We start from the raw sequence: 13,679 nt of genomic DNA on the forward strand, positions 1-13,679 counted from the left end.
AAGCAGCACGAACAGCATAGGCGAAAAGCGCATGAGCAAGATTCACCCAACCGCGATCATCGAGCCGGGCGCTCAGCTCGACGAGTCCGTCGAAGTCGGGCCGTACGCGATCGTCGGTTCGCACGTCGTGATCGGCGCGGGCACGACCATTGGCTCGCACAGCGTGATCGAGGGCCACACCACGATCGGCCGCGATAACCGCATCGGCCATTACGCGTCGATCGGCGGCCGTCCGCAGGACATGAAGTACAAGGGCGAGCCGACGCGCCTCGAAATCGGCGACCGCAACACCATCCGCGAATTCACGACGCTGCACACGGGCACGGCGCAGGATCAGGGCCTCACGTCGATCGGCAGCGACTGCTGGATCATGGCGTACGTGCACGTCGGTCACGACTGCCGGCTCGGCGACAACGTCATCATGTCGAGCAACGCGCAACTGGCGGGACATGTCATCGTCGGAGACCACGCGATCGTCGGCGGCATGTCGGGCGTGCATCAGTTCGTGCGCATCGGCGCGCATTCCATGCTGGGCGGCGCATCGGCGCTCGTGCAGGACGTGCCGCCGTTCGTCATCGCGGCAGGCAACAAGGCGGAGCCGCACGGCATCAACGTCGAGGGTCTCCGCCGCCGCGGCTTCACGCCCGACGCCATTTCGGCGCTGCGCTCCGCGTATCGCATCGTCTACAAGAGCGGCCTGTCGCTCGAAGAGGCGAAAGCGCAGCTGAAGGAGCTGAGCACGGCAGGCGGCGAGGGCGATGCGCCCGTCAAGGCATTCTCCGATTTCATCGCGGCGTCGCAGCGCGGCATCATCCGCTGACACGCTGTCCGATGACCCTGATCACCAACCCGCCACGCATCGCGATGGTCGCGGGCGAGCCGTCCGGCGACCTCCTCGCGGCATCGCTGCTCAAAGGCCTGCGGCGCACGCTGCCCGAAGGCACGCGCTATAGCGGCATCGGCGGTCCGCGCATGACGGCCGAGGGCTTCGAAGCGCATTGGCCGATGGACAAGCTGACCGTGCGCGGCTATGTCGAAGCGCTGAAGCACATTCCCGAGATTCTCGGCATCCGCAACGAGATCAAGCGTCAGTTGCTTGCCGAGCCGCCGTCCGTTTTCATCGGTGTGGACGCGCCCGATTTCAACTTCGGCCTCGAGCAGCCGCTGCGCGAAGCGGGCATTCCGACCGTGCATTTCGTCTGTCCGTCGATCTGGGCGTGGCGCGGCGGCCGCATCAAGAAGATCGTGAAAGCGGTCGATCACATGCTGTGCGTGTTTCCGTTCGAAACGGCGCTGATGGAAAAGGCGGGCGTCGCCGCGAGCTACGTCGGCCATCCGCTCGCCGATGACATTCCGCTCGAGCCGGACGTCGCGGGCGCGCGCCGCGAACTCGGCATCGCGGAAGGCGGTCCGGTGATCGCGGTCCTGCCGGGCAGCCGTCGCTCGGAGATTTCGCTGATCGGCCCGACCTTCTTCGACGCGATGGAACTGATGCAGCTTCGCGAGCCCAACGTGCGCTTCCTGATGCCCGCGGCGAATCCGGCGTTGCGCGAACTGCTGCGGCCGCTCGTGGACGCGCATCCGCATCTGTCGCTGACGATCACGGACGGCAACGCCCAGCGCGCGATGACCGCCGCCGATGCGATCCTCGTGAAAAGCGGCACGGTGACGCTCGAAGCGGCGCTGCTCAAGAAGCCGATGGTCATCTCGTACAAGGTGCCTTGGCTGACGGGTCAGATCATGAAGCGTCAGGGTTATCTGCCGTATGTCGGCTTGCCGAACATTCTGGCGGGCCGCTTCGTCGTGCCGGAAATCTTGCAGCACTTCGCGACGCCCGAAGCGCTCGCCGACGCCACGCTGAAACAGTTGAACGACGACGCCAACCGCCGTACCCTGACGGAAATATTCACCGACATGCACATCGCGCTGCGCCAGAATACGTCGCAGAAAGCGGCCGAGGCCGTCGCGCGGGTGCTCGACACGCGGAGGCCGCGGTAATGGCCGCTAGACGATCGGCGCAAGCCGGACTCGATTTCAGCTCACCGTTCGACGTCGTTTGTGGCGTCGACGAGGCCGGGCGCGGTCCGCTGGCCGGTCCGGTCGTGGCGGCGGCGGTCATCTTCGATCCGGCGAAGCCGCGCATCAACGGCCTCGACGATTCGAAGGCGCTCTCTGCCAAAAGGCGCGAAGAGCTGTACGAGAAGATCGTCGATCGCGCGCTCGCGTACTGCATCGCGTCGGCGAGCGTCGAGGAAATCGACACCATCAACATCCTGCACGCGAGCATGCTGGCGATGAAGCGCGCGGTGGAAGGCCTCTCGGTCGCGCCGACGCTCGTGAAAGTCGATGGCAATCGCTGCCCGACCTTGTCCATCCGCAGCGAAGCCGTGATCGGCGGCGATGCGCTCGTCAAGCAGATCTCGGCGGCGTCGATTCTCGCAAAGGTCACGCGTGATCGCATGCTGGTCGATCTGCACGAGCTTTTCCCGATGTACGGCTTCGCCACGCATTCCGGCTACGGCACGCCGCAGCATCTGAAGGCGCTGCGCGAACATGGGCCGTGCGAGCATCATCGGCGGTCGTTCGCGCCGGTGCGCGAGGCGCACGCGCTCGTGTTCGGTTCGGTGTTGCCCGAGATCGCTCCCGAAGTGCTTCAGGTCGCATCGACGATCGAAGACGATCCCGACGCGCTCGCCTGCTGAGCGTCAACCGAATCAACGTGAAATCCATCACTTCGCGGGACAACCCGCTCTACAAGCGCATGAAGGCGCTCGCCGGGTCGACGGCGCAGCAGCGCAGAAGCGGCCACGCGCTGCTCGAAGGCCTGCATCTGGCGTCAGCGTATCTCGACGCGGCGGGCCAGCCGCAAACGTGCGTCGTCACCGAAGGCGCGCTCACGCACGAGGAAGCGCGCGAGATCGTCGCGCGCATCGAAGAGAAGCGCGTCGTCGTGTTGCCGGATGCGCTTTTCGGGCAGTTGTCGAGCGTCGTTCACGGCGTGGGCATGCTGTTGCTCGTCGAAAAGATCGATGCAGAATTGCCCGCGCGCGTCGCACAAACCTGCGTGATTCTCGATGGCGTTCAGGACGCCGGCAATGTCGGCTCGATTCTGCGCAGCGCGGCGGCGGCGGGCATCACGCGCGTATTCTGCGCGCCGGGCACGGCATACGCGTGGTCATCGAAAGTGCTGCGCTCGGGCATGGGCGCGCATTTTCTGCTGGATATTTTCGAGGACGTCGAACCGGCCGATCTCATCGCGCGACTCGACGCACCCGTGACGATCACCGATTCGCACGGTGCCGTCGCGCTCTACGATTGCGACCTGTCGGGCGCGCTCGCCTGGGTGTTCGGCAACGAAGGCGCGGGCGTGTCGCAAATCTGGCGCGATGCGGTGACGCATCGCGTGACGATTCCGCAGCCGGGCGGCATGGAATCGCTGAACGTGGCGGCCGCGGCGGCGATCTGTCTCTTCGAGCAGTGCCGCCAGCAGCGCTGACAGCCGTCAATAGTAGGAAGGCCGCTCCGGCTTGACCTCCTGCAGGATCGTCGTGGCGATTTCCTCGATCGACTTGTGCGTCGACGAAAGCCACTTGATGCCTTCGCGCTTCATCATCATTTCCGCCTCGTTGATCTCGTAGCGGCAGTTTTCGAGTGCGGCGTACTTGCTGCCCGGACGGCGTTCGTTACGGATCTCGGCCAGCCGCTGCGGATCGATCGACAAACCGAACATCTTCGTCCGATGCTCGAGCAGCGGCGTCGGCAGCTTGCCGCGCTCGAAATCTTCGGGAATCAGCGGATAGTTCGCCGCCTTCACGCCGTACTGCATCGCGAGATAAAGGCTCGTCGGCGTTTTGCCGCTGCGCGATACGCCGACGAGAATGACGTCCGCGTCGGCGAGATTGCGGTTCGACTGGCCGTCGTCGTGGGCGAGCGAGAAATTGATCGCTTCGATGCGATTCTTGTATTCCTCCGTGTCGGCGTTCTGGTGCACGCGGCCCATCGCGTGCGTCGATTTCATTTCCAGTTCGTGCTCGAGCGGCTCGATGAAGGTCTGGAACATGTCGAGCACGAGCGCGTTGCAGCCCTTGACCACTTCATTCGATGCGCTGTCGACGAGCGTCGTGAACACGATCGGCCGGCGGCCATCGAGCGCGACGACTTCGTTGATCTTCTCGACGGTCGCGTAGGCCTTGTCGATCGAGTCGACGAACGGCACGCGCACGAGCCGGAATTTTTGATCGAACTGGGCGAGGATCGAATGCGCGAAGGTTTCGGCAGTGATCCCGGTCCCGTCGGAAACGATGAATACGGAAGGCGGCATCGGCGAAAGAGGGAACGAGTTGGGGCGACGATGCTCAAACGCTGAACCGTGGCTAGCGCGAAAGCACGGACGCCGTAAAAACCTGTGTTAAGGTAGCTGACCGCTGGCAGGCAGTGAACCGGGCGTGAGCGCCGGGGTGTGGGTGAGCCCACGATCAGGCGTTAAAGACCTCGATTTTGCCGTGGAACGACTGCCCGGCCGAAACAATTTTGAAATACGGCAAGGTAGAATAGCGGCAACCTGTTCGATAAGCAATTGCGGAGAAATTGAATCGGATTTTCGTCAAATCGCGGTCGTTTCGTGGCATTTCGTTACGTCAGTCCACGTTTTCGAGCAGATTTCAGACGTACCCCGCTTCTTTTTGACGTGCCCCGGTTCTCGCGGGCGCGTGTCCCCGAAGGTTTATCAAACAGGTTGTACGAGATGCGTGCGCGCTTCCAATGAGCGCGCTCGCATATGAGCCCACTCGTGCGATCGTGAATTCCATCCACCTTAGGGGCTTGTATGACTAACGCAGTCAATGTTGCGAAAGATGTCGCAAAGGATCAGGCGTATGTAGTTCCATTCGAGCAGTTGCGAATGACCGACGTGGAAATCGTCGGCGGCAAGAATGCGTCGCTCGGCGAAATGATCAGCCAGCTTTCCGAAGCCGGCGTTCGCGTGCCGACGGGCTTCGCCACGACTGCGCTCGCATTCCGCGACTTCCTCCATCACAACAATCTGACGGACCGCATCGCCAATCGTCTCGAGACGCTCGATGTCGACGACGTCAAGGCGCTCGCCGAAGCCGGCAAGGAAATCCGTCAGTGGATCGTCGACGCGCCGATGCAGCCGCGCCTCGAAGACGAAATCCGCCGCGGTTTCGAAGTCCTTCAAGCCAGCTCGCCCGAAGAGCTTTCGTTTGCCGTGCGCTCGTCGGCGACGGCCGAGGACTTGCCGGACGCATCCTTCGCGGGCCAGCAGGAAAGCTATCTGAACGTGGTCGGCATCGAGGACGTGCTCGATCGCATGAAGCACGTGTTTGCGTCGCTTTATAACGACCGCGCCATTTCCTATCGCGTCCACAAGGGCTTCACGCATGCGGAAGTCGCGTTGTCGGCGGGCGTGCAGCGCATGGTGCGCTCCGACGTCGGCGCGGCCGGCGTAATGTTCACCATCGACACCGAATCGGGCTTCAAGGAAACCGTCTTCATCACGTCGAGCTACGGCCTGGGCGAAACCGTCGTGCAAGGCGCGGTGAATCCGGACGAGTTCCACGTCTTCAAAACGACGCTCGAACAGGGCAAATACCCGATCATCCGCCGCTCGATCGGCTCGAAGCTCATCAAGATGGAATTCACGAAGCCGGGCGAGCCGGGCCGCGTGAAGACCGTCGACGTGCCGCACGAACAGCGCAACCGCTTCTCGATCACCGACGAAGACGTGATCGAGCTCGCGAAGTACGCGGTCATCATCGAGAAGCACTATCAGCGTCCGATGGACATCGAGTGGGGCAAGGACGGCCGCGACGGCAAGCTGTTCATCCTCCAGGCGCGCCCGGAGACGGTGAAGAGCCAGGCGTCGGGCAAGGCCGAAATGCGCTTCAAGCTGAAGGGGCAGTCGAACGTGCTGGCGACCGGCCGCGCGATCGGCCAGAAGATCGGCGCGGGCCCCGTGCGCGTGATTCACGATCCGTCGGAAATGGAACGCGTGCAGCCGGGCGACGTGCTCGTCGCCGACATGACGGACCCTAACTGGGAACCGGTGATGAAGCGCGCATCGGCCATCGTGACCAATCGCGGCGGCCGTACGTGCCACGCGGCGATCATCGCGCGTGAGCTGGGCGTGCCGGCGGTTGTCGGCTGCGGCGACGCAACGGACATCCTGAAGGACGGCGCACTCGTCACGGTGTCGTGCGCGGAAGGCGACGAAGGCAAGATCTACGACGGCCTGCTCGAAACCGAAGTGACCGAAGTGCAGCGCGGCGAACTGCCGAAGATTCCGGTCAAGATCATGATGAACGTCGGCAATCCGCAACTCGCGTTCGACTTCGCGCAGTTGCCGAACGCGGGCGTCGGCCTGGCGCGACTCGAGTTCATCATCAACAACAACATCGGCGTGCATCCGAAGGCGATTCTGGAGTACCCGAACGTCGATGCCGATCTGAAGAAGGCGGTTGAAAGCGTCGCGCGCGGCCATGCATCGCCGAAAGCGTTCTACGTCGACAAGCTGACCGAAGGCATCGCCACGATTGCAGCGGCGTTCTATCCGAAGCCCGTCATCGTGCGTCTGTCGGACTTCAAGTCGAACGAGTACAAGAAGCTGATCGGCGGTTCGCGCTACGAGCCGGATGAAGAAAATCCGATGCTCGGTTTCCGTGGCGCGTCGCGCTATATCGCGGAAGACTTCGCCGAGGCGTTCCACATGGAATGCATCGCGCTGAAGAAGGTCCGCGAGGAAATGGGCCTGGACAACGTGCAGATCATGGTGCCGTTCGTGCGTACGCTGAAGCAGGCCGATCGCGTGGTCGAGCTGCTGAAGAAGTTCGGTCTCGAACGCGGCAAGAACGACCTGAAGCTCGTGATGATGTGCGAAGTGCCGTCCAACGCGATTCTCGCCGAGCAGTTCCTGGAGCGCTTCGACGGCTTCTCGATCGGTTCGAACGACCTGACGCAGTTGACGCTGGGCCTCGATCGCGACTCGGGCATGGAGTTGCTCGCGGCGGACTTCGACGAGCGCGACGAAGCGGTGCAGTTCATGCTGAAGCGCGCGATCGAGACGTGCCTGAAGCTGAACAAGTACGTCGGCATTTGCGGTCAGGGCCCGTCGGACCACCCTGATCTCGCCGAGTGGCTCGCGAAGCAGGGCATCGAGTCGATGTCGCTTAATCCGGACACGATCATCGATACGTGGCAGCAGCTCGCGAAGACCTTGTCAAAATAAGTCGATGTCACACCTTTCCACTTGCTTTCGGATTGGTGCAGCGTGATATAAAAACACCCCGGACTTTTCCGGGGTGTTTTCGTTTGGAGACCGATGATGGAAACGGGCGGGTTGATCTGGTGGGTCGCTGCGGGCGCGCTGATCGTCGCGGAATTGTTTACCGGAACGTTCTATCTGCTCATGATCGCGCTCGGGATGATCGCGGGCGGCGTCGCTCATGTGCTCGGCGCGTTGCCGCACGTACAGATGGGCGCGGCCGCGGTCATCGCGCTGATCGCGGTGGCGGTGCTGCGGCGCTCGCGCTTCGTCAGCTGGAAGCGGCGTGACGACGCCTCGCGCGATGCGGCCGTGAATCTCGATATCGGCGCGACCCTGGAAGTCGATCAATGGCATCACGGCCACGCGCGCGCAATGTATCGCGGCGCGCAGTGGGATGTCGAGCTCGCACCGGGCGAAACGGAGGGCGCACGGCTTTATCGCATCACGGCGCTCGACGGCAATCGCCTGATCGTCGCGGCCAAACGGTAGTCCTATAAGGAGAAAAATAATGTCAATGTACTTTGCGCTCATCGTGCTCGTCATCGCGATCGTCATCGTGTCGAAAACGGTCAAGATCGTCCCTCAGCAACACGCATGGATCATGGAACGCCTCGGCCGCTATCACGCGACGCTTACGCCGGGCCTCAACATCGTGCTGCCGTTCATCGATCGCATCGCCTACAAGCACATGCTGAAGGAGATTCCGCTCGAAGTGCCGAGCCAAGTCTGTATCACGCGCGACAACACGCAGCTTCAAGTCGATGGCGTGCTGTACTTCCAGGTCACGGATGCGATGAAGGCTTCGTACGGATCGAGCAACTTCGTGTTCGCGATCACGCAACTGTCGCAGACGACGTTGCGTTCGGTCATCGGCAAGCTGGAGCTCGACAAGACGTTCGAGGAGCGCGACTTCATCAACCAGAGCATCGTGAATGCGCTCGACGAAGCCGCGTCGAACTGGGGCGTGAAAGTGCTGCGCTATGAAATCAAGGATCTCACGCCGCCGAAGGAAATCCTTCACGCGATGCAGGCGCAGATCACCGCCGAGCGCGAGAAGCGCGCGCTGATCGCCGCGTCCGAAGGGCGCAAGCAGGAGCAGATCAATCTGGCATCGGGCGCGCGCGAGGCCGCGATCCAGAAGTCGGAAGGCGAACGGCAGGCGGCGATCAATCAGGCGCAGGGCGAAGCCGCCGCGATTCTCGCGGTGGCGGAAGCGAACGCGCAAGCCATCGAGAAGATCGGCACTGCAATTCAGACAGCGGGCGGCATGGAAGCGGTGAATCTGAAGGTTGCGGAGCAGTATGTCGGCGCGTTCGGCAATCTCGCGAAGCAGGGCAACACGCTGATCGTGCCGGGCAACATGTCCGACATGAGCACGATGATCGCGTCCGCGTTGTCGATCGTGAAAGGCGAGGGCAGCGGCATAATCAGGAAGAGCTGAAGCAATCGGGGGCGCTAAAAAGCGCCCCCGATTCGTTTCACGGTTTAACGCGAGGCGGTTCGCATCAGACGCCCGCGTTCGCGTTCCCAGTCGCGCTTCTTTTCGGTCTCGCGTTTGTCGTGCAACTTCTTGCCCTTCGCGAGGCCGATTTCACATTTCACGCGGCCATCCTTGTAGTGGAAGTTGAGCGGCACGAGCGTGTGCCCGCGCTGCTCGACCTTGCCGATGAGCTTGTCGATCTGTTCGCGGTGGAGGAGCAGCTTGCGCGTGCGCACCGGATCGAGGTTAGCGAATTTCGATGCTTCGGGCAGCGGGCTGATATGCGTGCCGATCAGAAAGAGCTCGCCGTTCTTGATCACGACGTAGCCTTCCTTGATCTGCGCGCGCCCGGCGCGAAGCGCCTTGACTTCCCAGCCCTCGAGCACGAGACCGGCCTCGTAGCGCTCTTCGACGAAGTAATCGAAGAAGGCTTTTCTGTTGTCGATGATGCTCATGAATGGAAAGTGCCCAACTCGTTTAAAATCCTGATTTTAGCAGCGCGCCGGCATGCGTTCGATCCGATGCCTCGTTCTCTTGCGCGTTGCCGCCCAATTCAGCCACCGCTGCGCCCTATATGGCAGACGTCCAGAAAACCGTATTGATCCGCCATTCAGCGGAAGAAATGTTCGACCTCGTCACCGATGTCGCCGACTACCCCAATTTCCTGCCTTGGTGCGGCGGCGTCGAAATCGGCCGCCACGACGAGAACGGCATGGAAGCGAAGATCGACATCAGCTTCAAGGGCATCAAGCAGCATTTCGCGACGCGCAATGTGCAAAAGCGTCCGACCAATATCGATATGGAGTTCCTGAGCGGCCCTTTCAAGAAATTCACCGGATATTGGCACTTTACGCCGCTGCGCGCGGACGCCTGCAAGATCGAATTCGCGCTGCATTACGAATTCTCGAACGTGATTCTGGAGAAGATCATCGGGCCGGTGTTCAGCCATATCGCCAACACGTTCGTCGATTCCTTCGTGAAGCGCGCGGACCAGCGCTACGGCAAGCCATGATGCATATCGATGTCTGCTACGGCCTGCCCGATGGCGCGTTCCTGAAGCGCGTCGACCTGCCCGAGGGCGCGACGGTGCGCGATGCGATCGACGCAAGCGGCGTGCTGCTCGCGCATCGCGACATCGATCTGACGACGCAGAAGGTCGGCGTGTTCGGCAAGCCGAAGCCGCTCGACGCGGCGCTCGCCGATTTCGACCGCGTCGAGATTTATCGGCCGCTGAAGGTGGATCCGAAGGCCGCGCGCCAGCGCCGCGTGGACAAGGCGCGCAAGGCGGGTTCGATCGAAGGGCGCAAGTGGCAGTCGAAGGATTCGCGCTGAGCGAATTCAATGCGCGGGCGCTTCTTTCGCCGCGGCGGGCGCCGGCTCCAGCGTGTGCTGCCTGACCGACCAGATTACGCCGGCGAGCAGCAGCACGATCGCGAGCACTTCGGGCGAGCGCGGCCAGCGGCCGTCGTAGACGAAGGCGTAGAGCAGGGCGAAGAGCGTCTCGAACACGATCATCTGCCCTGACAGCGTGAGCGGCAGGCGCTTCGCTGCCGCGTTCCACAGCATGTTGCCGAGCCACGAGCCGCCGGTGGCCAGCGCAAAAGAAACGATCCAGAACAGATGCCAGCGCGACGCGGGGACGCTCGCCTGCACCGTGCCCGCGGGCAGCATCCAGACGATCGCGCCGAGCGCGACGCCGAGCAGACCCGTCACGATGCCCCACAGGATGGACCACTCGTTGCCGTCGAAATGGCGATTCGATTGCAGATACCGCGCGTTGACGACCGCGTACCACGTCCAAGAAGCGAGCGCCCCGAGCGCGCATCCGAGTCCGGCGAGGCGCGTGAGCACACTCGTCGCGTGATCGGCGTCGCTGAATACATCGAGATTGATGCACGCGATGCCCGCCAGCACGAGCAGGAGCGGCCCGATGAGCCTTTTCAGGTCGACCGCGCCGCGATCCCGCCGTCCGGCGAGCGTGACGGTCACGGGGAGAATGCCGACGATCAGCGACGAAGGCGCGACGCCCACGAGCTGCACCGCGCTCGCGAGCAGCATGTAGTACAGCAGGTTGCCGACCAGCGCGAGCTTCGCGAGCGCGATGAAATCGGCGCGCGTGAGCTTGGCCGCGAGGCGCCGGGCGAACGGCAGCGCCACCGCAAGCGAAACCGCGCCGTACATCAGATAGCGCCCGACGGAGAGCGTCAGCGGCGAAAAATCCGGCAAGAGCCGTGGCGCGAGAAAGATGAAACCCCAGATCGCTCCCGCCGCCATTCCGTACATCACACCGCGCTGCATCGTCCGACTCCTGCCGAAATTTCAACTGACGGCGCGAAGCGTAGCATGTGGCCCCGGGCGGCCGTCTTGTCTAAAACTGCAACAACGCGGACGCCCGGCAGACGGGCGAAAGCGGTCCGGAATTTGCGTCCGAATGGGCTAAGCTGCTGTTCGGGCAGTGAAAATGCAGGGAACTATCGGTATAATCTGCTTTTGCGCCCATAGGATTTGCCATGCGTCTGATCCAGAAAGCACTCACGTTCGATGACGTGCTCCTCGTGCCCGCCTTCTCCAGCGTTCTCCCGCGCGACACCAGCCTGAAATCCCAGCTGACTCGCAATATTTCCCTGAACATGCCTCTCGTGTCCGCCGCCATGGACACGGTCACCGAAGGCCGGCTCGCCATCGCGATGGCGCAGATGGGCGGCATCGGCATCGTCCACAAGAATCTCACCGCCAAGGAACAGGCCCGCGAAGTCGCGAAAGTGAAGCGCTTCGAATCGGGCGTCGTGCGCGATCCGATCACGATTCCGCCGCAAATGCGCGTGCGCGACGTCATCGCGCTGACGCAGCAGCACGGCATTTCGGGTTTCCCGGTGGTCGAAGGCGCGCAACTGATCGGCATCGTCACCAATCGCGACCTGCGCTTCGAAGAACGGCTCGATGAGCCGGTGCGCAACATCATGACGCCGCGCGAACGCCTCGTGACGGTCAAGGAAGGCACGTCGCTCGCCGAGGCGAAGGCGCTGATGCACAGCCATCGCCTGGAGCGCGTGCTCGTGGTGAACGACGCGTTCGAGCTGCGCGGCCTGATGACGGTGAAGGACATCACCAAGCAGACCGAAAACCCGGACGCCTGCAAGGACGAAGACGGCAAGCTGCGTGTGGGCGCGGCCGTGGGCGTCGGTCCGGACAATGAAGAGCGCGTCGAGCTGCTCGCGCAGGCGGGCGTCGACGTGATCGTCGTCGATACCGCGCACGGCCATAGCCAGGGCGTGCTGGAGCGCGTGCGCTGGGTCAAGCAGAATTATCCGCACGTGCAGGTCATCGGCGGCAATATCGCGACGGCGGCGGCAGCCAAGTCGCTCGTCGAGTACGGCGCGGACGCGGTGAAGGTCGGTATCGGCCCGGGCTCGATCTGCACGACGCGGATCGTGGCGGGCGTCGGCGTGCCGCAGATCACGGCGATCGCGAATGTTTCCGAAGCACTGCGCGGCACCGGCGTGCCGGTCATCGCGGACGGCGGCGTGCGCTTCTCGGGCGACGTGTCGAAGGCGCTCGCGGCGGGCGCGAACGTCGTCATGATGGGCAGCATGCTCGCGGGCACCGAAGAATCGCCGGGCGACGTGTTCCTGTATCAGGGCCGCCAGTACAAGTCGTACCGCGGCATGGGTTCGGTCGGCGCGATGAAGGACGGCGCGGCGGACCGCTACTTCCAGGACAACTCGGCGAACATCGACAAGCTCGTGCCGGAAGGCATCGAAGGCCGTGTGGCCTACAAGGGCTCGGTCAACGCGATCCTGTTCCAGATCGTCGGCGGCGTGCGCGCGAGCATGGGCTACTGCGGTTGCCGCGCGATTTCCGAACTGCACGAGAAGGCGGAATTCGTTCAGATCACGGCGGCCGGCATGCGCGAATCGCATGTGCATGACGTGCAGATCACGAAGGAAGCGCCCAACTATCACGTCGACTAATCGAGCGGACTGATCATGAAACCGTTGCTGCGGGTCGTGCTCGTCATCAATGCCCTGATTTTTCTGGCGTTCGGCCTGTTGTTTCTGCTGACGCCGTGGGCGGGCCTGTACGGCGCGCTGCAACTGGATTCGATCCGCGTTCAGCCGGCGTTCGCCGGGCAGTTGCTCGGTATCGCGCTCATCGGGCTGTCGTGGCTTGCGTTTCACGCAGCCGTCGATGGCGCGTTGACGGCTCGCGCCGCGCGCGTGTCGGGACACGTGCAGTGGCTGTCGGGGGTGGTGGTGCTGGTCTGGCTGCTCGGACTGCATACGCCTCAGATCGATGGCTTCGGGCAGATCAGCGCGGCCGTCGTGGGCGCCGTGCTGCTGGTGCTCGGTCTGGGCAGCGTGAGACTGTCGTCGGCGGTGCGTCGGCGCGAGCGCGCGGCGGCGGCCGGCGCGGTATCGGCGCAGCGCGCGGAAAAGAAGGCGGCGCAAAAGCGTGACGAGTTTTCCGCGAGCAACGCGGCATCGTCGGCGCGCGCCGAATCGGTCGATCTCGCGGCGCGTCCCGCAGCGCGCGCACCGGGCGCGACGGCCATCGATCCGGTATCGGGCCGCACGCTCGATCCCGTCTCGCCGGCCGGCGCGGTTCGCGCGCACCCGGACGGCGCGGTCGATCCCGTTACCGGCGGCACGCTCGATCCGCTGACGGGCCGCGCGGTCGATCCGGTCACCGGCAAGCGCATCGAGCCCGTCATCAGCGGCGAGATCGATCCGGCGACGGGTCGAAGAGCCGATCCGCTCGCGCCCGACGCGGGCCGCGCGCCTCGCTGAAGGCGTGAAGCGCATGCTACGAGCCACGCACGCGCAGCAACGGAAACACGCAGGACAAGCACGGTCGGCCTTTGCGCCGGCCGTCGATTTATTTGCAGACCGGGGCGCGAGGCCGCGCTCCGGCAGCACC

Annotated in this window: 14 protein-coding genes; 11 read left to right on the forward strand and 3 right to left on the reverse strand. The window is 63.4% G+C overall.

Going from position 1 to position 13,679, the window contains the following annotated elements; all coding sequences use genetic code 11:
• Positions 1 to 31: 31 nt before the first annotated feature.
• From lpxA to NCR93_RS06050, 4 genes are read left to right on the forward strand one after another with little or no spacing between them, the layout of a single operon-like run.
• Positions 32 to 820: an acyl-ACP--UDP-N-acetylglucosamine O-acyltransferase gene (lpxA, locus tag NCR93_RS06035; RefSeq protein ID WP_008350069.1), complete on the forward strand. Its 789-nt coding sequence runs from the start codon at positions 32 to 34 to the stop codon at positions 818 to 820.
• An 11-nt stretch (positions 821 to 831) separates the two neighbouring features.
• The gene (gene lpxB, locus NCR93_RS06040; protein WP_008350067.1) at positions 832 to 1,998 is read left to right on the forward strand and encodes a lipid-A-disaccharide synthase; all 1,167 of its coding nucleotides are present in this window, start codon (positions 832 to 834) and stop codon (positions 1,996 to 1,998) included.
• Positions 1,998 to 2,702: a ribonuclease HII gene (gene rnhB / locus NCR93_RS06045; RefSeq protein WP_175979989.1), complete on the forward strand. Its 705-nt coding sequence runs from the start codon at positions 1,998 to 2,000 to the stop codon at positions 2,700 to 2,702. Before lpxB ends, rnhB begins: the two co-directional genes overlap by 1 nt.
• Before the next feature lie 17 nt (positions 2,703 to 2,719).
• Positions 2,720 to 3,496, forward strand: a complete 777-nt coding sequence (locus tag NCR93_RS06050; protein WP_175979990.1) for a TrmH family RNA methyltransferase — start codon at positions 2,720 to 2,722, stop codon at positions 3,494 to 3,496.
• Positions 3,497 to 3,502: 6 nt separating this feature from the next.
• Here the strand turns inward: NCR93_RS06050 and ppsR are convergent, their stop codons facing one another.
• Complete coding sequence (gene ppsR, locus NCR93_RS06055) at positions 3,503 to 4,321, reverse strand: posphoenolpyruvate synthetase regulatory kinase/phosphorylase PpsR (protein WP_008350062.1); 819 nt, start codon at positions 4,319 to 4,321, stop codon at positions 3,503 to 3,505.
• A 504-nt stretch (positions 4,322 to 4,825) separates the two neighbouring features.
• Between ppsR and ppsA the strand changes: the two genes are divergently transcribed.
• From ppsA to NCR93_RS06070, 3 genes are all read left to right on the forward strand, one after another.
• Positions 4,826 to 7,243, forward strand: a complete 2,418-nt coding sequence (ppsA, locus tag NCR93_RS06060; protein WP_033537249.1) for a phosphoenolpyruvate synthase — start codon at positions 4,826 to 4,828, stop codon at positions 7,241 to 7,243.
• Positions 7,244 to 7,339: 96 nt separating this feature from the next.
• Positions 7,340 to 7,771 (forward strand): NfeD family protein, encoded by a 432-nt coding sequence (locus NCR93_RS06065; RefSeq protein WP_008350058.1) that lies wholly within the window; start codon positions 7,340 to 7,342, stop codon positions 7,769 to 7,771.
• Between the two features lie 25 nt (positions 7,772 to 7,796).
• A complete protein-coding gene (locus NCR93_RS06070) occupies positions 7,797 to 8,723 on the forward strand; it encodes an SPFH domain-containing protein (protein WP_008350056.1) in 927 nt (308 codons plus the stop codon).
• Between the two features lie 44 nt (positions 8,724 to 8,767).
• Here the strand turns inward: NCR93_RS06070 and smpB are convergent, their stop codons facing one another.
• A complete protein-coding gene (smpB, locus tag NCR93_RS06075) occupies positions 8,768 to 9,217 on the reverse strand; it encodes an SsrA-binding protein SmpB (RefSeq protein ID WP_008350055.1) in 450 nt (149 codons plus the stop codon).
• Between the two features lie 119 nt (positions 9,218 to 9,336).
• Here smpB and NCR93_RS06080 point away from each other — a divergent pair, with 119 nt between their 5' ends.
• Both NCR93_RS06080 and NCR93_RS06085 read left to right on the forward strand, forming a co-directional pair.
• Complete coding sequence (locus NCR93_RS06080) at positions 9,337 to 9,774, forward strand: type II toxin-antitoxin system RatA family toxin (RefSeq protein WP_008350053.1); 438 nt, start codon at positions 9,337 to 9,339, stop codon at positions 9,772 to 9,774.
• Positions 9,771 to 10,094, forward strand: coding sequence for an RnfH family protein (locus tag NCR93_RS06085; protein WP_008350051.1), 324 nt, complete (start codon positions 9,771 to 9,773; stop codon positions 10,092 to 10,094). Before NCR93_RS06080 ends, NCR93_RS06085 begins: the two co-directional genes overlap by 4 nt.
• 6 nt (positions 10,095 to 10,100) lie before the next feature.
• Here NCR93_RS06085 and NCR93_RS06090 read toward each other — a convergent pair whose 3' ends face one another.
• Positions 10,101 to 11,060, reverse strand: coding sequence for a DMT family transporter (locus tag NCR93_RS06090; protein WP_034471975.1), 960 nt, complete (start codon positions 11,058 to 11,060; stop codon positions 10,101 to 10,103).
• A 212-nt stretch (positions 11,061 to 11,272) separates the two neighbouring features.
• On the opposite strand from NCR93_RS06090, the gene guaB reads away from it, so the two are divergent.
• Both guaB and NCR93_RS06100 read left to right on the forward strand, forming a co-directional pair.
• Positions 11,273 to 12,733 (forward strand): IMP dehydrogenase, encoded by a 1,461-nt coding sequence (gene guaB / locus NCR93_RS06095; RefSeq protein WP_175979991.1) that lies wholly within the window; start codon positions 11,273 to 11,275, stop codon positions 12,731 to 12,733.
• A gap of 15 nt (positions 12,734 to 12,748) precedes the next feature.
• The gene (locus tag NCR93_RS06100) at positions 12,749 to 13,549 is read left to right on the forward strand and encodes a hypothetical protein (RefSeq protein ID WP_175979992.1); all 801 of its coding nucleotides are present in this window, start codon (positions 12,749 to 12,751) and stop codon (positions 13,547 to 13,549) included.
• Positions 13,550 to 13,679: the final 130 nt, after the last annotated feature.

Origin of the sequence: Caballeronia sp. ATUFL_F1_KS39, assembly GCF_023630985.1 — a bacterium.
Classification (GTDB): Bacteria; Pseudomonadota; Gammaproteobacteria; order Burkholderiales; family Burkholderiaceae; genus Caballeronia; species Caballeronia zhejiangensis.

Coding starts and splice junctions, on each gene's coding strand:
- NCR93_RS06070 (WP_008350056.1), top strand. CDS start 7,797: ATGTACTTTGCGCTCATCGTGCTCGTCATCGCGATCGTCATCGTGTCG.
- NCR93_RS06065 (WP_008350058.1), top strand. CDS start 7,340: ATGGAAACGGGCGGGTTGATCTGGTGGGTCGCTGCGGGCGCGCTGATC.
- rnhB (WP_175979989.1), top strand. CDS start 1,998: ATGGCCGCTAGACGATCGGCGCAAGCCGGACTCGATTTCAGCTCACCG.
- NCR93_RS06090 (WP_034471975.1), bottom strand. CDS start 11,060: ATGCAGCGCGGTGTGATGTACGGAATGGCGGCGGGAGCGATCTGGGGT.
- NCR93_RS06100 (WP_175979992.1), top strand. CDS start 12,749: ATGAAACCGTTGCTGCGGGTCGTGCTCGTCATCAATGCCCTGATTTTT.
- lpxA (WP_008350069.1), top strand. CDS start 32: ATGAGCAAGATTCACCCAACCGCGATCATCGAGCCGGGCGCTCAGCTC.
- guaB (WP_175979991.1), top strand. CDS start 11,273: ATGCGTCTGATCCAGAAAGCACTCACGTTCGATGACGTGCTCCTCGTG.
- NCR93_RS06080 (WP_008350053.1), top strand. CDS start 9,337: ATGGCAGACGTCCAGAAAACCGTATTGATCCGCCATTCAGCGGAAGAA.
- lpxB (WP_008350067.1), top strand. CDS start 832: ATGACCCTGATCACCAACCCGCCACGCATCGCGATGGTCGCGGGCGAG.
- ppsR (WP_008350062.1), bottom strand. CDS start 4,321: ATGCCGCCTTCCGTATTCATCGTTTCCGACGGGACCGGGATCACTGCC.
- NCR93_RS06085 (WP_008350051.1), top strand. CDS start 9,771: ATGATGCATATCGATGTCTGCTACGGCCTGCCCGATGGCGCGTTCCTG.
- ppsA (WP_033537249.1), top strand. CDS start 4,826: ATGACTAACGCAGTCAATGTTGCGAAAGATGTCGCAAAGGATCAGGCG.
- smpB (WP_008350055.1), bottom strand. CDS start 9,217: ATGAGCATCATCGACAACAGAAAAGCCTTCTTCGATTACTTCGTCGAA.